This window comes from Chitinophaga sp. SYP-B3965 (assembly GCF_009647655.1).
Classification (GTDB): Bacteria; Bacteroidota; Bacteroidia; order Chitinophagales; family Chitinophagaceae; genus Chitinophaga.
Genome location: NZ_WJFD01000005.1, coordinates 37,583 through 57,101 on the forward strand (window position 1 = coordinate 37,583; position 19,519 = coordinate 57,101).

Genomic DNA, 19,519 nt, shown 5'->3' on the forward strand with positions numbered 1-19,519 from the left:
TGATCCGTATTTATTACTAAATTTGAGCCTGCTTTTAATCTTATATTGTACTCTGCGTGGTAAAAGACTTCAATAAAGCTACCCTGGCCGGTCTTATCGTGGCGCTGGGGATCATTTACGGCGATATCGGTACCTCTCCGCTCTATGTGTTCAAGGCAATTGTTGGAACCAACGAAATCAGCGACCTGCTGGTGATCGGAGGGATTTCCTGCATCATCTGGACACTTACTCTCCAAACAACAGTAAAATATGTGATCCTGACCCTCAAAGCCGATAACAAAGGTGAAGGGGGGATCTTCTCACTTTATGCACTGGTGCGGCGGCATGGAAAATGGACTGTAATATTTGGTATGATAGGAGGGGCCGCGTTATTGGCGGATGGTATTATTACCCCACCCATCACGGTTACTTCAGCTGTAGAAGGTTTGCGAACCCTGCCCGTATTCAAAGACCTCGGAGAATGGGCGATCGTAAAGATCGTACTGGTGATCATCACCCTGCTGTTCTTTATGCAGCAGTTCGGTACCATGTCCATCGGAAAGATGTTTGGCCCCATCATGGTGATCTGGTTCGGTATGCTGGCTGTATTGGGGATCTCTCATATTGCAGATGACCTTACTGTATTAAAAGCCTTTAATCCTTATTACGCTATTGAGTTATTAGCCGTGTATCCGCACGGTTTCCTCATTTTGGGGGCTGTTTTCCTCTGTACCACGGGGGCGGAGGCCCTCTATTCGGATCTTGGACATTGTGGCCGTGGTAACATCAGGATCTCCTGGATCTTTGTGAAATCAGCCCTGATCCTCAACTATCTTGGGCAAGGCGCCTGGTTGTTAACGCAACGTGGCGGAACCCTCCATGGAGAGAATCCTTTCTTCCTGATCATGCCGGAATGGTTTGTCATATTCGGGGTATTAATTGCCACGATTGCATCTGTGATTGCCAGCCAGGCCCTGATCTCCGGGTCCTTTACCCTCATTTCTGAAGCCATGCGCCTGAACCTCTGGCCAAAGCTGAAGATCAATTACCCTACAGAATTACGCGGTCAGTTATTCATTCCGGGCATCAACTTAATGTTGTTCACCGGTTGTGTGGCGATCGTATTAATATTTAAGGAGTCGTCCGCGATGGAAGCAGCCTATGGTTTGTCCATCACCATTTGTATGTTGATGACCTCCTGCCTCTTCGCATTCTACCTGTATACCCGAAGGGTAAAACTCCTCTGGATAGGATTATATCTTGTTGTATACCTGACCATTGAGTTCTCTTTCCTCTTTGCCAACCTGGTGAAATTCATGCATGGCGGTTATGTGACGGTGATTGTTGGTGGTGCACTTTTCATGATCATGTATTCCTGGTTCCGGTCCCGCAAGATCAAGAACCGCTATGTGGAATTTGTGAAGCTGGAAGATTTCCTGCCTATTTTGCAGGAGCTGAGTAACGATACCACTATCCCTAAATTCGCTACGCACCTTGTGTATATGAGTAGTGCGGACAATCCGAAAGAGATTGAACACAAGATCATTTACTCCATACTCAATAAGAAACCCAAACGTGCGGACATCTACTGGTTCGTTCACGTGGATGTGGTGGATGAACCTTATATGAGTGAGTATACGGTGCAAACCATTATCCCTAATGAAGTGATCCGGGTGGAATTCCGTCTTGGATTCAGGGTGGAGCAACGGATCAACCTCATGTTCAGAATGGTGGTGGAAGATATGGTGCGGAACAAAGAAGTGAACATCACCAGCCGCTATGAGTCCCTGAGCAAAAACAATGTGGTGGGTGATTTCCAGTTCATCGTTATGGAAAAATTCCTCTCTCACGATAATGACCTTCCCCTGCATGAGCGGATCATCATGCGCATTTACTTCATGCTTAAAAAGATCGGGCTTTCCGAGGAACGTGGTTTTGGGCTGGATTCCAGTTACGTGACCATAGAGAAGTTCCCCCTGGTGGTAGCGCCGGTTACTAACCTTCAATTGAAGAGGGTACAGCAACGGTATACTTACGAAGATTAATAGGTTGCTTGCTAACGTGTCGTGTATTATTTTAGCAATTCCTAAAAACGCTAATTATCATGCTAAAACACGTCTACGCTACAATTTTATTGTTGGCGCTATCCTGTGCAACCTTTGCCCAGACCGGTGTTCGATCTGACTATCGCGAGTTGCCAGACCCTCGCCCAATTGACCCGATAAGCTGGAGTACTATTCAGCCAGGTGTACACGCTAATTTCGGCAGTGCTGATGTACGTTATGAAAAGAACTACGCACCTGTTGCTTCTTCTCTCAGATCTTCCTGGAGCGCCAAAGCCTGGAGGGGAGAGAAAGTGCATACACAATTTGTGATCTACACCACCAAACCCCTCACCGCTGTAAGCATTGAGAAGTCTGATCTTAAAGACAGCAACGGAAACAAGATCCCGGCCAGCGCCATTACACCCGGTTTTGTACGTTACGTGATAACGGATGAGCTAAACAGCGAAGGTGGCGGATGCGGACATCGTCCACCAGGTTCTTTTGATTCTTCCCTGGTAGCAGACGGCATCGATTTTATTCCTGCTATCAATGTGGCCGCCAACACCACACAGCCAGTATGGTTAAGTGTAACGGTGCCTCCTCAAACACCTGCCGGTGTTTATAAAGGTTACGTGAAAGTGAAGGTGGGCAAGGATGTGTATCCTTCCATGCTCAATTATGAAGTGGTAGTTTCCGCGCGTACTTTACCACAACCCAAGGACTGGGCATTTCACCTGGACCTCTGGCAAAGTCCTTATGCCATCGCAAGAGTACACAATACCAAATTGTGGAGTAAAGAGCACTTCGCTGCCATGAAACCATATATGGAAATGCTGGCGAACGCAGGGCAGAAAGTGATCACCACCAGTATCATTTACGATCCCTGGAACAGCCAGACGGAAGATATCTACGGAGATATGGTGAAGTGGACAAAGAAGAAAGATGGTACCTGGAATTTTGATTACACGGTGTTTGATAAATGGGTTGCTTTCATGCAGGAATCCGGTATTAAAAAACAGGTGGCCTGCTACAGCATGATCCCCTGGAACCTGAAATTCTACTATTATAATGAAGCCAGCGGAAAGGATACTTTCATTGTAGCTAAACCTGGCACTACTGAATATGATGAACACTGGCGCCCGATGCTGGCTGATTTTGCCAAACATCTGAAAGCGAAAGGCTGGTTTGATATCACCTGCATTGCCATGGATGAACGTCCTATGGAAGCCATGCAAAGTGCTATTAAGCTGATCCGCAGTGTGGATAAGGACTTCAAGGTGTCTTTAGCCGGTAATTATCATAAGGAACTGGTGAACGATATCTATGATTATTGCGTGGCATCCGGACAGGATTTTTCCAAAGAAGAACGTAAGTGGCGCTTTGAAAAAGGATGGCCAAGTACTTATTATACCTGCTGCTCAGAAGGATATCCCAACACATTTACTTTCTCACCGTTGGCAGAATCCGCCTGGCTGGGATGGCATGCTGCAGCGAAGAATTACAGTGGTTATTTACGCTGGGCATATAATTGCTGGGTGAAGGAACCGTTGCAGGATTCCCGTTTCCGCACCTGGGCTGCAGGTGATACTTATTTGGTATATCCGGGCCCAAGATCTTCCATGCGTTTTGAGAGAATGATAGAAGGTATCCAGGTGTATGAAAAGATCCGGGTACTGAAAGCAGAGGGGAAAGGCGCAGAGCTGGATAAGGTGCTGAAAGCTTTTGAGATCAATGCCCTGAAAGCAAAGACAGCAGGGGATATGGTGAACAAAGCCACCACGATACTAAACACATTATAGGAATAAAAAAATCCTCCGAGGAATCGGAGGATTTTTTTTAACACAACTAAAAAACAATCAAACTTTATAATATTCAAAAGATCAGTCTGGTTTTTTACCATCTAAAAAGGTGTTGATCGTATTGATCTCTGCCTTATTATCCTGGTCGCTACCTACGGTGTAGTTAGAGTAGAACTGCTCAGCAGAACCGGAACCATTATCCAGGTCTACATTCCTTCTCAGGTAAGCTGGTACATTCTCTATCTCCTGGTTGTTATCCATGTTCTTCACATTGAAACTGATGCTACGCAGTTTCGCTACCCTTTCCAGCTGTTTGCGCTTCTGTTCGTCATTAGGCTCTTCCTGCTGAGGAACCAGTTGCTGTGGTTGCTGTTGCTGTACAGGTTGTGCAGGTTGCTGTGGTTGTTCGGGAACGGCTGGTGCTGCATCTTCCTTGAACACCATTTTCATTTCCGGTTTATCTTCTGAAGCATTGTTATTCACCGGTTCCACATATATATTGGAAGGGCGGTTGAGATAACCTCCTGACACAGGTGTTGTTGTTGGCTGTGCCTGTTGCGGTTGAACTTGCTGTTGTTGCTGTACCTGTTGTTGTGGTGCTTGCTGTTGCTGTGCCTGCTGTTGTTGCTGCACTTGTTGTTGTGGTGCCTGAACCTGTTCAACGGGTTCAATGTTCAGCGTGTAAGTTTCCCTTGCAGCTTGTTGTACAGGCTGTTCAAAAGAAGTGGCAGGAGCGGGGTGCGCTACTACAGGCACTACTAATGTTGGCGCCATTACATCCCTGATAACTTCTGGTTCTTCAGAGAACAGCATGCCCTGGTTATGCATTTTCTTTTCATCACCTTCCTGGCCCAGCGTCATCACTATCTTTGGTTCTTCTTTGATCACCTGTTGCTCTGCTGCAGCTGCTGCATTAGCCGCTTTGATCTGCTGGATAGGATTCTGTTCAAACCCTGTAGCAATGATGGTCACACCCAGGTTGCGGTCTAAGGTCTGATCGTAACCAACACCAAGGATCACATCGCAATCCTCACCGGCCATACTTTGTACATAAGCCTGGATAGTATCCATTTCATCCAGTGTGTGTTCAAACTCGCCTTCAGAAGAAGAAATATTGATAAGGATCCATTTGGCTCCTCTGATATCATTATCATTCAGCAACGGAGAAGTTAATGCTTCTTCGATCGCTCTTTGTGCACGGCCTTCACCTTCTGCCAGTGCAGCACCCAGGATAGCCACGCCACCGTTACGCATTACGGTACAAACGTCCGCAAAGTCAACGTTGATCTGACCAGTGGAGTTGATCACATCCGTGATACATTTTGCAGCCGTGGCTAACACGTTGTCTGCTTTTTCGAACGCCGCTTTGAATTTCAGATCACCGAATTTCTGACGGAGCTTGTCGTTGGATATGATCAATAAAGTATCTACACATTCTTTCAGGCGATTGATACCTTCTTCTGCCTGTGCCATCCGTTTTTTCCCTTCATATGAAAAGGGTGTGGTAACAATACCCACCGTAAGGATACCCAGCTCTTTGCAGATCTTGGCAATAATGGGTGCACCCCCGGTTCCGGTTCCGCCACCCATGCCTGCAGTAATGAATGCCATTTTGGTATTCACCTCCAGGATCTTTTTGATTTCTTCAAAGGATTCTTCTGTAGCTTGTTCGCCGATCCTTGGATTGGCGCCTGCTCCTAAACCCTGCGTCAGGTGTGGTCCCAGTTGTACCTTATTGGGTACAGGACTGTTTGCAATAGCCTGTGCATCGGTATTGCAGATAATGAAGTTAACCCCTTCAATGTTCTGGTTGAACATGTGGTTGACTGCATTGCTACCTCCACCACCAATGCCTATGACCTTGATGATAGAGGATTTTTCCTTTGGAAGATCAAAATGTATCATGACTCTTTCTCTTTTTTTGGGTTAGTATTTGATGTACTTTTCCTACGCTCTGTTTTGATCGTGTATTTGAATTTATTTTTAATTGCAACAATCACGCCACAGCGTAATTACAACTTGGCATCTTCCTCTTCGGTGAACATGTCGATGATCTTTGTTTTCATCCTGTCCAGGAATCCCTTGAGGGAAGCATTCCGTTCTCTTGCTTTCCTATCCTGCCTTGCAGAGGCCGTTTCAACAGCTTCCGGTTCTTCTTCTTCCATCCATCCTTCTTCATCTTCTGCTTTACGTGCGGCCTGTTCTTTGGCAAAATAGCTGGTGTTGATCTTCACATAATTTTCTTCCAGCGCTCTTCTGTCATTCTCATAATCATTGTAGCCTTTCAGGATCAAACCAACACAGGTAGCATACATGGGCTTGGTGAGCTCATCTGTATGACCACTGGCCAGGTGCTCGTTCGGATAACCGATCCTTGCACTTACACCGGTAGTATACTCTGTTAACTGGATCAGGTGTTTCAGCTGAGAGCCGCCACCCGTGAGGATGATACCGCCATTCAGCATCTTGTTGTCCATCCCGATCTGTTTCAGGTGATACACCACAAAGTCCAGGATCTCACTCATCCTTGCCTGGATAATGTGTGCCAGGTTCTTTACAGAGATCTCTTTCGGGCTTTGACCACGGAGACCGGGAATAGTGATGTATGCGTTGTTCTTGGCTTCGTCTGCAAGTGCGTAGCCAAACTGTACTTTCATTTGTTCTGCCTGTGTTTTCAAAACACCCAGACCGTTCTTGATATCGTTGGTGATGTTCTCACCGCCGTATGGTATCACAGCTGTGTGTTTCAAAATGCCTTCATAGAAAACGGCGAGGTCTGTAGTACCACCACCAATGTCTACGATCGCAACACCTGCTTCAAAATCCATATCGCACATAACAGCGGCGGCAGATGCCAGTGGTTGCAATACGAGGTCTTTGATGCGCAGGCCTGATTTCTCTACGCTCCGGTTGATATTCCGGATCGCGTTCTTATCGCCTGTGATGATGTGGAAGTTAGCACCCACCTTCACACCACTCATACCAATAGGGTAGGTGATATTCTGGAGACTGTCCACAATGTACTGCTGCGGGATCACGTCAATGATCTGATCGCTGGCAGGGATCACGGTCTTATATTGATCATTGATCAGCTGATCAATGTCTTTCTGAGAGATCTCGGCGTCTGTGTCATTGCGGACAATGTCACCACGCGTTTGAAGGCTTTTTATATGATGGCCCGCAATACCTACATATACCTCATTGATCTCGAGGTTGGGATTAGAAGCATAGCAGTTTTCCAGCGCCTGACGTATAGCCTTGATGGTTTGATCGATATTCAACACCATGCCGTGCTGAACACCAAATGATGGGGCCTTCCCGAATCCGAGGATTTCCAATTTCCCGTATTCATTCTTCCTTCCTGCGATGGCTGCTATCTTCGTGGTGCCAATGTCGAGACCTACAATGATGGGAGCTTCCTGATTCATGGTACTTTATTGTTTTAGTTGCGATTACGATTAGGTTTATTATATACTGCTTTGGGCTTTGGGCCTTCTGCCTTTTCAGGCTTTCTGGCTACCGGCTTTTTAGTAGCAGCTGGTTTGGCAGCTTTGGGTTTATCCTCCGCTGGTTTTGGTGTAATGGCCGGTGCCGGTGTACTGTGATCATCATCATCCATCGCTACATCTGCAACAGTAGAATCTTTGTACATGGGCGGCGGCGGTGCGCTTTTGCCATCTCTCCTGGTACCTATCACTTCTTCATGGTAGGCAATGTTCAGCCTTGAGTAAGTGTTCCATCCTACTTTACTTAAACCTTCGCGGTAGAAGACGAGCAGTTTGTTAAACTTGGCGGCTATATCTGTTCCCTCTCCAAAAACAACCACATGATCACCCAGTTTGGGAATAAACTCAAATTTCCTGTCTCCGGTGATCACCATCTGCTCCACCTGTGCATTCCAGAAAGTATCTGTTGCAATGAAGCGGGCTATTTCTCCCATTTGTGCATACAACAGGCTGTCTTCTTTCTTCAGCTGCACTGCATCTGTAGGGAAACCGGTAAATACAGGTACCCTGGCAGAAAAGCGATCTGAAACGGGAATGCGTTCTCCCTGTTCATCCAGGTAAAAGCTATTTCCGGAGAAGGTGAATACGCGGGCCAGCGGATCGCGTTGCACTACTTCAATGTTTAAGATCTCCTGGTTATCGATGAACAGTTCTGCGGAGCGAACCCATGGATCCCGTTCAACAATGCGTTCCAGGTTGCCGATATTGATCTCGCTGATCTGCATGCCCACAGGGTTCTGCTTCTTATCCTGTGAATTGATCAGTGCTTTAATATCATTCTCATCTATAAAGGCATTCCGGTCATCTCCTTTGAGCGTTACCTTCAGCCCTTTACACTTCGTATTATCTTTCTCTTTTACAGCGGCAACGAGCAATACCATAAAGCCCACCAGCACACCGCTCCAGAGGAGGGCAATGCCAATACGTTTGAGGACTATTTTGGTTTTGCTTTGCATGTTAGTTTAATAAATGTTGTATCGGTTCGCGCAGCAGATCAATATCTCCTGCACCTGCCGTGATTAAAAGTTGGGAAGGATGATCCTTCAGCCATGTTACTACTGCATCCCGCTCTATGATCTTCACTTCCGGGCCATTGATCCGGGAGGCGATCATTTCACTCGTTACACCTTCTATCGGTAATTCCCTTGCAGGATAGATAGGAAGGAGGATCACTTCATCTGCCATGGAAAGGCTTTCGCCAAATCCATCTGCAAAATCTCTTGTACGCGTAAAGAGATGCGGTTGAAAGATGACGGTGCATTTCTTGCCCTGGAATAAAGATTTAGCACTGCTGATCAGCGCTCTTAATTCCTCCGGGTGATGCGCATAGTCATCTATATATACAACGTTATCTTTCTTAACCAGGTATTCAAAACGGCGGCGGATACCTTTAAAATCTGCTACCGCTGCTCTGATCTTTTCATTGCTGATGCCTAACAAGTGCGCCACGCCTATTGCCGCAATGGCATTCTCCACGTTGTGCATGCCCCCGATATACAACTTCACATTATCTATCAGCCAATCCTGCTGTACTACATCAAACTCATAACCGCCGTTATCCATGCGGATGTTCTTCCCATATATATCGGCGGCGTCATTTTGCAGGCTGTAAAAGAGCTTGTTGCTCCCTTCCAGTGCTGCGCCGCGTGGTAAACCAAACCTCGCCAGCAACGTACCGTTAGGCTTGATGTTCTTTGTATATTGAATAAACGCTTCCTCTACTGCTTCTTCTGTTCCATAAATATCCAGGTGATCCGGATCCATGGCAGTGAGTACGGCAACATCCGGACTCAGTTTCAGGAAAGAGCGGTCATACTCATCTGCTTCTATCACAGCTACCTGCTTTTCGCTGCTCCAGAAATTCTTGCCGTAGTTGGAACTGATGCCACCCAGGAAGGCATTGCAGCCGTATCCTGTATGGCGGAGGATGTGTGCGATCATGGTAGAGACCGTTGTTTTTCCATGGGTGCCTGCTACGGTGATGGCAAACAATTCACGGGTGATCTCCTGCAGCACATCACTGCGTTTCACTACTTCAAATCCATTTTCACGGTAATACACCAGTTCTTTTTGTATGGCCGGAATAGCAGGGGTGTACACAACAAGGTCAGCAGCTTTGTCAATCTTATCCAGGTCTTCTGTATAATGAATGGCAATGCCTTCTGCTTCCAGTTGCTGCGTTAGCCCGGTACTTGTTTTATCATATCCGCTCACTTTCACACCCTTCTCATTAAAGAAGCGTGCAATAGCGCTCATACCGATACCACCGATACCAACAAAATAGATCCTATGTATTTTCTTCAGTTCCATATTATTTAATCAACCCAAGCACTGCCCGGGCGATAGTCATGTCTGCGTTTTTATTTCCCAGTGGCGCGATGTTCTGCTCCAGCTGATCCATCAATGCTTTGTTCTGTACCAAACTGAATGCCTCATTTACCAGGCGGCTTTGCGCGTCACCATCTTTGATCAGCAGCGCGGCCTGTTTGTACACAAGGCTCAGGGCATTCTGCGTTTGATGATCTTCTGCTGCAAACGGATACGGCACAAAGATCACGGGCTTCTTCACCACGCAAAGCTCAGCAATGGCCAATGCACCTGCGCGGGAGATCACAACGTCTGCCGCTTTGTAAGCAAAATCCATCACGTTAATAAAGTCATAGACTTTCACATGGGTAGCATAAGCTGCCGCTGCGGACTTTGCTGTTTCGTAGAATGGTTTCCCCGTTTGCCAGATCAACTGGATATCCTTATTCACAAATTCTACGAGATGAGGCAAGATCGCTTCATTAATAGATTTTGCACCAAGGCTTCCTCCCACTGCAAAAATGGTAGGTTTGCCGTCCAGCAATCCAAAATGACGCAATGCTTCTTCTCTCGCTACGGCACTCTGCGTAATAGCACCTCTTACCGGATTGCCGGTGTAGAGGATCTTTTCCGCAGGAAAGAACTTTTCCATTCCTTCATATCCCACACATATTTTCTCAGCCTTACGGCCAAGTATCTTATTACTTTTTCCGGCATAGGAATTTTGTTCCTGTATCAGCGTGGGAATTCCCTTACGCTGTGCCTGCCGCAGAATAGGGAAGCTGGCATAACCACCAACACCTACTACCGCATCTGGTTGAAAACGGTTCAGGATACTTTTTGCATGGCGGAGGCTTTTCAACAGTTTGAACGGCAGCAGGATGTTCTTCAACATATTACTGCGGTTGAAACCTGCTATCTCCAATCCTTCGATAGGATAACCAGCCTGCGGCACCTTCTCCATTTCCATTTTTCCTTTGGCACCCACAAAAAGGATCTCCGTCTCCGGTTCTAACTTGCGGAGCGCGTTGGCAATAGCAATGGCCGGGAAGATATGTCCTCCTGTACCGCCGCCTGCTATGATCACTTTTTTTGCCATTTATGTTTTCTTTATGCGGCAACTGCCACATTGGTAACCTCTTTCTTTGTAGTTTCTTCTACGCTTCGGGACACACTCAGTATAATTCCTATCGCCAGACTTGTAAAGATCACGGACGATCCTCCCATACTCACCAGCGGCAGGGTTAACCCTGTAACCGGTAGCAGGTGTACGTTTACGGCCATATGCATCAATGCCTGTATCACTAATGTAACACTCAGGCCTAATGCGAGGAATGCACCAAATGCGTATGGACAATTCTTGAATATTCTGATACTTCGTAAGAGTAGTACGAGATAGGCGACCAACACTAAAAAGGCGCCAAAGATACCATACTCTTCAAGAATAATCGCAAAAATAAAATCCGAATAGGGGTGCGGTAAGAAATTTCTTGCCGTACTATTACCCGGTCCTTTCCCTACTGTGCCGCCACCTGCAATCGCAATGTTTGCCTGCTGAACCTGGTAGGGCACTTCATGTGCTTCACCACTTGTAAAACTTTCTATCCTCTTTTTCCATGTTTCCGCACGTCCGTATCCTGTTAAACTGGCTATCGCAAACATCAGCACGATCAATACGATTGCACCTCCTATCATGGATAACAAAAACTTCAACGGTACCCGGCCAATGAAACAGAGCAACATACAGCTGGCTCCTAAAAGCAAAGCCGTACTCATGTTTGCCGGCATGATCAGTGCACAGATAACGCCAACCGGTATGATGATGGGCAGGAATCCTTTTTTGAAATCCGTGATCACCAATTGTTTGCGGGACAGTTGCCTGCTTACGTACATGAACAACGCCAGCTTCGCAATGTCCGAGGTCTGGAACGTGAGGTTGATCACCGGCAGCCTGATCCAGCGGCTGGCTTCATTCAGATTGGATCCGAATGCCAGTGTATAGATCAGCAGGGGGATGGACAATATAAAACCTATCTGTGCCACCCTGGAGTAAATGGTATAATTCACCCGGTGCGCAAAGTAGATGATCATCACACCCAGTAGCAATACGGAGAGCTGTTTAAATAAATAGTACTCCGTATGCCCGCTGTAAACCCGATATGCCAAAGAGCCGGTTGAACTGTACACTGCCAACAAGCTTACTGCAGACAGGAAGAACACGATCGTCCAGATCACTTTATCACCTTTTGTCCTTTGAAGTAAGTTGTTCACGCTTGTTATTTATGATTAAAGTTCTCTCACTGCTTCCTTGAACTGGCGGCCTCTCTCTTCATAGTTCTTGAAGAGGTCAAAGCTGGCGCAGGCCGGAGAAAGCAATACTACATCTCCTTTGCTGGACATCTGGAAAGCGGCCGCTACGGCATCCTTCATATTGTCCGTGTTCACCATTACTTCGATGTCTTTGGAAAGACCTTCGTGGATGGGACGGTTATCTACGCCCAGGCAAATGATAGCCTTCACCTTTTCCTTTACCAGGTCACGGATGGCGGTGTAATCGTTGCCTTTGTCCACACCGCCCATGATCAAAACAACGGGGCGTTCCATACTTTCCAATGCGAACCATACTGAATTCACGTTAGTTGCCTTGCTGTCGTTTATAAAATCTACACCACGCACAGTGGCTACATATTCCATACGGTGCTCCAGGCTTTTGAAAGAAGCCAGGCTTTCCCGGATCTTTTCTTTCCGGATATCCATTGTGCGACCTGCGATCCCTGCTGCCATTGAATTATACAAATTGTGCTTTCCTTTTAATGCCAGGTCATACATAGACATAATCACCGGTTCGTCTTTCACGTGAATATTCAATTGTTCGTTTTCTATAAATCCACCTTCTTTCAATGGTTCCATAATGCTAAAAGGTATTGGTTCTGAATAAATGGGTTTCGTTTCTAAATAATGCCTGATCTCTGGATCGTCTTTACAGTAAATGAAAAAATCCTCCTTCGTTTGATTCATGGCTATGCGGAATTTTGATGCCACATAGTTTTCCATCTTATAGTCGTAGCGATCCAGATGGTCTGGCGTGATATTCAGCAGGATAGCTACATCCGGTTTGAAATCACGTATATCGTCCAGCTGGAAGCTGCTGATCTCTATGATATAATAGTCCGCCGGTTCTATCGCCACCTGGCGGGCGTAACTGATTCCGATATTGCCCACCAGTGCGGCGTTGAGGCCGGCTGTTTTGAAAATGTGGTAAGTGAGCGCTGTTGTGGTGCTTTTACCGTTACTTCCCGTGATGGCAATGATCTTTTTGTCTTTACTGAAGCGCCACGCAAACTCGATCTCAGAGATCACTGATACGCCACGCTCCCGTACCTTCTTCATCAGTTCCGACTTTTCCGGTATACCCGGGCTCTTCACAATTTCATCCGCATCCAGTATAATATTCCAGGAGTGATGCCCTTCTTCGAAAGGGATGCTGTTCACCGCCAGCTCCTGTTTATAGATGTCTTTGATCTGACCACCGTCTGAAACAAATACTTCAAACCCTTGTTGTTTTCCCAGCAATGCTGCACCTATCCCGCTTTCTCCAGCTCCCAGTATGACGAGTTTCATGGGCCTTATCTCATTTTTAATGTAGCGATGGCAAATACAACACACATCACCGTCACAATCCAGAACCGCACAGAGATCTTGCTTTCATGATACCCTAACTTCTGGTAATGGTGATGCAGCGGGCTCATTAAGAAGACCCTTCGCCCTTCACCATATTTCTTCTTCGTATACTTGAAGTAAGTTACCTGGATCACCACGCTCAGGTTTTCTACGAGGAAAACACCACAGAAAATGGGGATCAGTAATTCTTTCCGCACAATAATGGCCAGGGATGCAATGATACCTCCCAGTGCAAGGCTGCCCGTGTCACCCATGAAAACCTGGGCGGGGAAAGCATTGTACCAGAGGAAACCCACACAGGCACCAACCATAGCTGCAATAAATATGGACAGTTCTCCCAGGTTGGGGATGTACATAATATTGAGATACTCTGCAAACTTGATGTTACCGCTCACATAAGCGAAAATGCCAAGGCATATCCCTATCACTGCTGAGACCCCTGTGGCTAGTCCATCCAGCCCATCCGTAAGATTGGCTCCATTGGATACCGCCACAATGATGACGATCACGATCAGGATGTACAGGATGAATGTATATTTCTCCGCACCAGGTCCCATCCAGGAGATCAGTTTGGAATAATTGAATTCATGGTTCTTTACAAAAGGGATAGTGGTGATGGGCGTTTTAACGTCCACAAACCTCTGCCCGTCTACCGTTACCCGCTCAGAGCTGTTGATCACTCTTTCATTGGCAGGCATCTTTTTGCCGTTCATTACTTCGCGGGAGATCACCACGTTGTCATTGAAATAGAGGGTAGTGCCTACGATGAGGCCAAGGCCTATCTGCCCGAGTATTTTAAATCTGCCGGCAAGACCTTCCTTATTCTTTTTAAATACTTTGATATAGTCATCAATAAACCCGATCAATCCCAACCAGATAGTGCAAAGCAGGATGAGCAGGATGTATACATTCAATACCCTGGCGAACAGGATAGTAGGGATCACGATAGCAGCAAGGATGATCAGGCCGCCCATGGTAGGAGTGCCTTTTTTGCTCACTTGCCCTTCCAGGCCCAGATCACGGATGGTTTCGCCGATCTGTTTCTTTTGCAGATACCGTACGATGCGTTTACCAAAAAGCAAAGAGATCGCGAGGGACAGTAATAACGCCATCGTTACCCGGAAGGTGATGAATTGCCACATTCCGGTACCGGTGTAGTTAAATTCTGTTTTTAGATAATTGAATAAGTAGTATAACATATAAAACGGATCGTGATCTCTGATTTATTTTTCTAACAGTCCGAACATTTCCAGTAGCACTTGTTTATCGTCAAATGGATGTTTTACCCCATTGATCTCCTGGTATTTTTCATGGCCTTTCCCAGCGATGAGGATGATGTCTTCCTGCTGTGCAAAACTGCAAGCGGTTTTGATAGCTTCCTTGCGGTCTGCAATGGAAATAACTTTCTTGCGTTGATGTACGCCAACACCTGCTTCCATCTGGCGGATGATCTCTCCCGGATCTTCAGAACGGGGATTGTCCGACGTGAAGATCACTTTGTCACTATGTTCTGCCGCTACTTCTCCCATCACCGGACGTTTGGTTGTATCCCTGTCTCCTCCGCAACCCACAACAGTAATGATCTGCTCATGCCCCTGGCGGAGATTTTTGATAGTAGCCAGTACATTGAGCAAAGCATCCGGTGTGTGTGCGTAATCCACAATACCAATGATGCGTTGCTGTTTAGAAATGATATAATCAAAGCGGCCTTCAGCTCCTTTCAGGTCGCTGAGTGCTGCCAGTACTTCATCTTTTTCCTTACCTGCCAGTACCGCTGCGCCATACACTGCCATGAGATTATAGGCATTGAATTCTCCTATCAGGCGGAAGTGTACTTCTCTTTCTCCTACCAGCATCACAAGGCCGGTGATATTATTCTCAACGATCTTTCCTTTAAAGTCTGCCATGCTACGCAGGCTGTAAGTGGCCTTGCGGGCTTTGGTATTTTGCAGCATCACCGGCCCGCGTTTATCATCCAGGTTAGTGAGTGCAAAAGCATTATTCGGCAACTGATCGAAGAACGCCTTCTTTACACGGATATATTCATCAAAGGTTTTGTGATAATCCAGGTGATCGTGGGTGATATTGGAAAAGATGCCGCCTGCGAATTTCAACCCGGCTATCCGTTGCTGGTGAATAGCATGGGAGCTTACTTCCATAAAAGCATAATCGCAACCTTCTGCAACCATGTCTGCCAGCAATGCATTCAGGCTGATAGGATCAGGCGTGGTATGCGTTGCGGGTACGATCCGGTCACCTATCTGGTTCTGCACAGTAGATAATAATCCGCAGTGATGGCCCAGTTGTGTGAACAAACGGAAGAGGAGGGTAGCGATGGTAGTTTTACCATTGGTGCCTGTTATTCCTATCAATGTCAGTTTCTGAGAAGGGTTGTCGAAGAAGTTGCCAGCCATTATGCCACCAGCCTGCGCACTGTTGCTCACCTGCACATAACATACATCCGGGGAAATAGTATCCGGCAGCGTTTCACAGACAACTGCGGAAGCGCCTTGTGCAATTGCTTTGGAAATGAACTGGTGCCCGTCCGCTGCAAAACCACGAATGGCGATGAATGCATCGCCTGTTTTGATCTGCCGTGAATCAATGCTCAAAGCGCGCACGGCAATATCATTATTGCCCTGCACCGCCAGGATGTTCACGTTATATAATATTTCCCGCAGCGTCTTCATCAACCTAATTCTATTATGATTGTTTGTTCTTTTCCAATATTAGTACCACCTGGCAGAGATTGTGAAGTAACTCTTCCGGCTCCTTTGATCACTACCCTGAGTCCTGCATTCTCCAACAGGTATAAAGCATCTTTCAATCCCATTCCTTTTACATCCGGCACCTGGCCATTTGCCTGTGACAGGGATTCAAAGCTGAGCTTGTTATTCTTTACATCTGCACTCACCCAGTTGGAATTATTGATCGTTCCCTGCCATGGTAAGTTCAATGCGGTCGCCACGCTGCGCCATTCACTTCCTTTACCACCTTTCATGGCCATGAGTGTATCTAATCCTATAACACCTGTCATGCTGCGTGGTTTCTGAATAGCCAGCGCGTATAACTTATCCGCTACTTCTCTGAACACGGGTCCTGCTACTGTACCACCATAGAATTTGGCCGCATGCGGTTTATTTTTGATCACCACCACGCAAGTGAATTGCGGATCATCTGCCGGAAAATATCCTGCAAAAGAAGACTGGTAGATCTTATCCGCATATCCGCGGTTTCCGTTAGCCACCAGGGCTGTACCCGTTTTGCCGGCAATACGGTAATAAGGTGTTTGCAGTTTTACGGCGGTACCATTCAGTACCACACCTTCCAGCATATCTTTCAGCTGTGCCAGTGTACGGGGAGAGCAAACGCTGTCCAGTACTACTGTTGGTTCAAATGATTTAACCGGTTTGCCGAACTCCATGATGGCATTCACGAGGTAAGGCCGCATCATTTTTCCGTTGTTGGCTACTGCGTTATACAGCATGGCTGTTTGCAGCGGGCTTTGTAATACTTCATATCCAAAAGCCATCCAGGGCAGGGTGCTGGCACTCCAGCTGCGGGAAGCGGTTGTTTTGATCACCGGCTTTCCTTCTCCCACAATGTCAATTCCAGTAGGTGTATCGAGGTGTAATCTTTTAAAGTGATTGGCAAACTCGTTCGGTTTCTTATAATAATATTGATAGGCCAGTTTTGCCATGCCCACATTGGAACTTCTTTCAAACGCCTTTTTTATGGTTACCGTGGTATAGTGGTGAGGTTCGGAATCATACACCACCCTTTTGCCGATCGGCCATCTGCCATAATTAAGGTCCACCATGTTGTTAGGTGTCACAAATCCATCTTCCAGTAAGGCTATCATAGTAGCCAGTTTGAAAGTGGAACCAGGTTCTCCTACCTGCAGGGCGTAGTTCAGATCTTCCCAATAGCTGCCATCCTTTTGACGGCCCAGGTTGGCAATAGCTTTGATCTTACCGGTCTTCACTTCCATCAGGATGCAGGTGCCATGTTCTGCTTCGTTGTCCGTCAGCATTTTCATGAGGGCGTTCTCTGCGATGTCCTGCATGTTCACATCCAGCGTGGTGATGATATCTTTCCCGTTTTCCGGTTCAATATCAAATCCTTCCACCGGCATGAAAGTGTTGCCTGCAATGCGGCGCATGAGGCGTTTGCCGGTAACACCGTTCAGGTTTTCGTTGTAAGTCCTTTCCAGTCCTACGTTCTGCGAATTTTCACGCGCAAGGCCAATCGTACGATTGGCCAGTAATTTGAAGGGGTTGATCCGTTTATTCTTGGTCTCTGCTATGAGCCCGCTTTTGTTCCTTCCGAGCCGGAACATTGGAAAGGTCCGCAGTTCCTGGTAGTCATCGAATTTGATATCCCTTTTGAGAAGAAAGTAGCGGTCCTTATCCTTGTATCCTTCCTCCAGCATTTTCTTGTATGCATTTGCGGAACGATCCATGAACAGGGCCGCCAGGCGGACGGAGAGAGAATCTATATTATCCTTAAAGATGTTGGCTTTCTTATCCATCAGGCCATCTGCCTGGAAATCTATCCGGATATCGAAATAGGGGATAGAGGTGGAAAGCATGCGCCCTTCTTCGGAATAGATGGTACCACGGTCTGCATCCAGGTCCATAAAGGAAGTATGGAGACTGTCAGACATGCTGCGCCAGTAATCGCCTTTCACATGTTGTATATAGAACACCTTGCCGAGGATTGCCACAGCGAAGATCCCCATGCCGATTAAGCACAGATAAGCTCGCCATAATATGTCCTTTTTTATTTCCATTGCCGGGTCAGGTATCAGTATCTAATGAATATTATTATTGTTCCGCTTTTTCCGTTTTCACTTCAATGCGTTGCGGTGGCGCATTCAGTTCTTTCAATCCCAGCGGTTCTACGGCTTTGCTCACTTCACTCAGTTTACTCCGGAACATCAGTTCGCTTTTCACGCTCAGATATTCCCATTTCAGTTCTTTTATCTCTTTGCTCAGCTTGTTGATGCGGCGGATCTTTTTTTCTGCCAGATGGCTATTGGCGATGTACACCAGTGCCAGTACTGCCAGGAAAAGGAGGAATGGAAGGTTTTGCGTGATGAGCTGATAGTTGATCCGCAGGCGCCATTCTCTTTTCGGCTCCTGTGGAAGTGCATCTGCACCCGCTTCTTCATTCATATGCTTTTCTTCTTCCTGCAACACATTACAAGGTTTAGCAACAGTTTATTCTCAAATTTCTTTTCTCAGTAACTAAGGGATAGGATGGAAATAACCGGCGCTGTTATACTTTTTCTGCGATCCGTAACTTTGCGCTTCTGCTCCGCGGATTTGCCCGCAACTCTGTTTCACTGGCTGTGACTGGTTTTTTTGTGACCAGTTTGAACAGCTTTGGCGGTGTTTCAAAAGCGTAGGGGTTATTATCTTCCGTTGCTTCAAAACTTCCGGTTTTCATATAATTCTTCACCAACCTGTCCTCCAAAGAGTGGAAGGTGATAATGGCCAGTATACCTCCCGGCTTCAAAACCTGCTGCGATTGTGTGAGCAGATCTTTTAAAGCCCCCAGTTCATCATTCACTGCTATCCGCAGGGCCTGAAAAACCTGGGCCAGGTATTTTGCAGGATTGCCTTTCACAATAGGCTGTATGAGAGATTTGAATTCAGTAATGGTGCGTAACGGATGCGCTTTCCGCAACTGTACGATCGTTTTTGCCAGGGTTTTGGAGTTGGTTACTTCTCCGTAATCCTGGAAGATCTGCAGTAACCTTTGCTCAGAATAGGTGTGCAGGATATCTGCTGCCGTTTGGGTGTTCCGGGTATCCATCCGCATATCCAGGTTTCCGTCAAAACGGGTGGAAAATCCCCGGGCGCCTGTATCAAACTGATGTGAAGAAACGCCAAGGTCTGCCAGCAATCCGTCTGCATCCAAAGCTTTATGCAATTTCATGAAGCGGTGGAGGTGACGGAAATTTTCGCGAACGAAGGTGACACGGTCATCAATGATCCGGTTACGGTAAGCATCCTCATCCTGGTCAAACACAATCAGCCTGCCTTGTGGGCTCAGTTTTTCCAGGATCGCCCTGGAGTGTCCGCCGCCACCAAAAGTGACATCCACATACGTGCCGTTGGGTTTGATCTGTAAATGCTCTACTACCTCGTGGAGCAGAACGGGCAGGTGATACTGTGATGGTTCCATATGCGCCGCT

Annotated in this window: 14 protein-coding genes; 2 read left to right on the top strand and 12 right to left on the bottom strand. The window is 46.8% G+C overall.

The genetic code is table 11. The features are described 5' to 3' along the window. Positions 1–56 precede the first annotated feature (56 nt). A complete protein-coding gene (locus tag GFS24_RS23450) occupies positions 57–2,024 on the top strand; it encodes a KUP/HAK/KT family potassium transporter (protein ID WP_371731307.1) in 1,968 nt (655 codons plus the stop codon). Positions 2,025–2,083: 59 nt separating this feature from the next. Then, positions 2,084–3,823, top strand: a complete 1,740-nt coding sequence (locus tag GFS24_RS23455) for a DUF4091 domain-containing protein (RefSeq protein WP_153663874.1) — start codon at positions 2,084–2,086, stop codon at positions 3,821–3,823. 81 nt (positions 3,824–3,904) lie between these two features. Here GFS24_RS23455 and ftsZ read toward each other — a convergent pair whose 3' ends face one another. From ftsZ to rsmH, 12 genes are all read right to left on the bottom strand, one after another. After that, entirely contained in the window at positions 3,905–5,728 is a 1,824-nt protein-coding gene (gene ftsZ, locus GFS24_RS23460) for a cell division protein FtsZ (protein ID WP_153663876.1), read from the bottom strand. Positions 5,729–5,835: 107 nt separating this feature from the next. Then, the gene (ftsA, locus tag GFS24_RS23465; RefSeq protein WP_153663878.1) at positions 5,836–7,251 is read right to left on the bottom strand and encodes a cell division protein FtsA; all 1,416 of its coding nucleotides are present in this window, start codon (positions 7,249–7,251) and stop codon (positions 5,836–5,838) included. Between the two features lie 14 nt (positions 7,252–7,265). After that, a complete protein-coding gene (locus GFS24_RS23470) occupies positions 7,266–8,285 on the bottom strand; it encodes a cell division protein FtsQ/DivIB (RefSeq protein ID WP_153663880.1) in 1,020 nt (339 codons plus the stop codon). Position 8,286: 1 nt separating this feature from the next. Beyond that, complete coding sequence (murC, locus tag GFS24_RS23475; protein ID WP_153663882.1) at positions 8,287–9,639, bottom strand: UDP-N-acetylmuramate--L-alanine ligase; 1,353 nt, start codon at positions 9,637–9,639, stop codon at positions 8,287–8,289. Between the two features lies 1 nt (position 9,640). Continuing rightward, positions 9,641–10,735, bottom strand: coding sequence for an undecaprenyldiphospho-muramoylpentapeptide beta-N-acetylglucosaminyltransferase (gene murG, locus GFS24_RS23480; RefSeq protein WP_153663884.1), 1,095 nt, complete (start codon positions 10,733–10,735; stop codon positions 9,641–9,643). 11 nt (positions 10,736–10,746) lie between these two features. After that, complete coding sequence (locus tag GFS24_RS23485; protein ID WP_371731308.1) at positions 10,747–11,907, bottom strand: FtsW/RodA/SpoVE family cell cycle protein; 1,161 nt, start codon at positions 11,905–11,907, stop codon at positions 10,747–10,749. A gap of 15 nt (positions 11,908–11,922) precedes the next feature. Beyond that, positions 11,923–13,257: a UDP-N-acetylmuramoyl-L-alanine--D-glutamate ligase gene (murD, locus tag GFS24_RS23490; RefSeq protein ID WP_153663885.1), complete on the bottom strand. Its 1,335-nt coding sequence runs from the start codon at positions 13,255–13,257 to the stop codon at positions 11,923–11,925. Positions 13,258–13,262: 5 nt separating this feature from the next. Beyond that, on the bottom strand, positions 13,263–14,516 hold the full coding sequence (gene mraY / locus GFS24_RS23495; protein WP_153663887.1) for a phospho-N-acetylmuramoyl-pentapeptide-transferase: 1,254 nt from the start codon (positions 14,514–14,516) through the stop codon (positions 13,263–13,265). Positions 14,517–14,540: 24 nt separating this feature from the next. Beyond that, positions 14,541–16,007: a UDP-N-acetylmuramoyl-L-alanyl-D-glutamate--2,6-diaminopimelate ligase gene (locus tag GFS24_RS23500; protein ID WP_153664400.1), complete on the bottom strand. Its 1,467-nt coding sequence runs from the start codon at positions 16,005–16,007 to the stop codon at positions 14,541–14,543. Further along, the gene (locus GFS24_RS23505) at positions 16,007–18,058 is read right to left on the bottom strand and encodes a penicillin-binding protein (protein WP_253906575.1); all 2,052 of its coding nucleotides are present in this window, start codon (positions 18,056–18,058) and stop codon (positions 16,007–16,009) included. The genes GFS24_RS23500 and GFS24_RS23505 overlap by 1 nt, the downstream gene beginning before the upstream one ends. A gap of 85 nt (positions 18,059–18,143) precedes the next feature. After that, entirely contained in the window at positions 18,144–18,518 is a 375-nt protein-coding gene (locus tag GFS24_RS23510; RefSeq protein ID WP_371731309.1) for an FtsL-like putative cell division protein, read from the bottom strand. A 79-nt stretch (positions 18,519–18,597) separates the two neighbouring features. Next, on the bottom strand, positions 18,598–19,509 hold the full coding sequence (rsmH, locus tag GFS24_RS23515) for a 16S rRNA (cytosine(1402)-N(4))-methyltransferase RsmH (RefSeq protein ID WP_153663891.1): 912 nt from the start codon (positions 19,507–19,509) through the stop codon (positions 18,598–18,600). Between the last annotated feature and the right edge of the window lie 10 nt (positions 19,510–19,519).

Bases quoted from the DNA above. Each gene is read 5' to 3' on its own strand.
- GFS24_RS23455 (WP_153663874.1), top strand. From the start codon at position 2,084: ATGCTAAAACACGTCTACGCTACAATTTTATTGTTGGCGCTATCCTGT.
- ftsZ (WP_153663876.1), bottom strand. From the start codon at position 5,728: ATGATACATTTTGATCTTCCAAAGGAAAAATCCTCTATCATCAAGGTC.
- ftsA (WP_153663878.1), bottom strand. From the start codon at position 7,251: ATGAATCAGGAAGCTCCCATCATTGTAGGTCTCGACATTGGCACCACG.
- GFS24_RS23470 (WP_153663880.1), bottom strand. From the start codon at position 8,285: ATGCAAAGCAAAACCAAAATAGTCCTCAAACGTATTGGCATTGCCCTC.
- murC (WP_153663882.1), bottom strand. From the start codon at position 9,639: ATGGAACTGAAGAAAATACATAGGATCTATTTTGTTGGTATCGGTGGT.
- murG (WP_153663884.1), bottom strand. From the start codon at position 10,735: ATGGCAAAAAAAGTGATCATAGCAGGCGGCGGTACAGGAGGACATATC.
- murD (WP_153663885.1), bottom strand. From the start codon at position 13,257: ATGAAACTCGTCATACTGGGAGCTGGAGAAAGCGGGATAGGTGCAGCA.
- mraY (WP_153663887.1), bottom strand. From the start codon at position 14,516: ATGTTATACTACTTATTCAATTATCTAAAAACAGAATTTAACTACACC.
- GFS24_RS23500 (WP_153664400.1), bottom strand. From the start codon at position 16,007: ATGAAGACGCTGCGGGAAATATTATATAACGTGAACATCCTGGCGGTG.
- GFS24_RS23505 (WP_253906575.1), bottom strand. From the start codon at position 18,058: ATGGGGATCTTCGCTGTGGCAATCCTCGGCAAGGTGTTCTATATACAA.
- rsmH (WP_153663891.1), bottom strand. From the start codon at position 19,509: ATGGAACCATCACAGTATCACCTGCCCGTTCTGCTCCACGAGGTAGTA.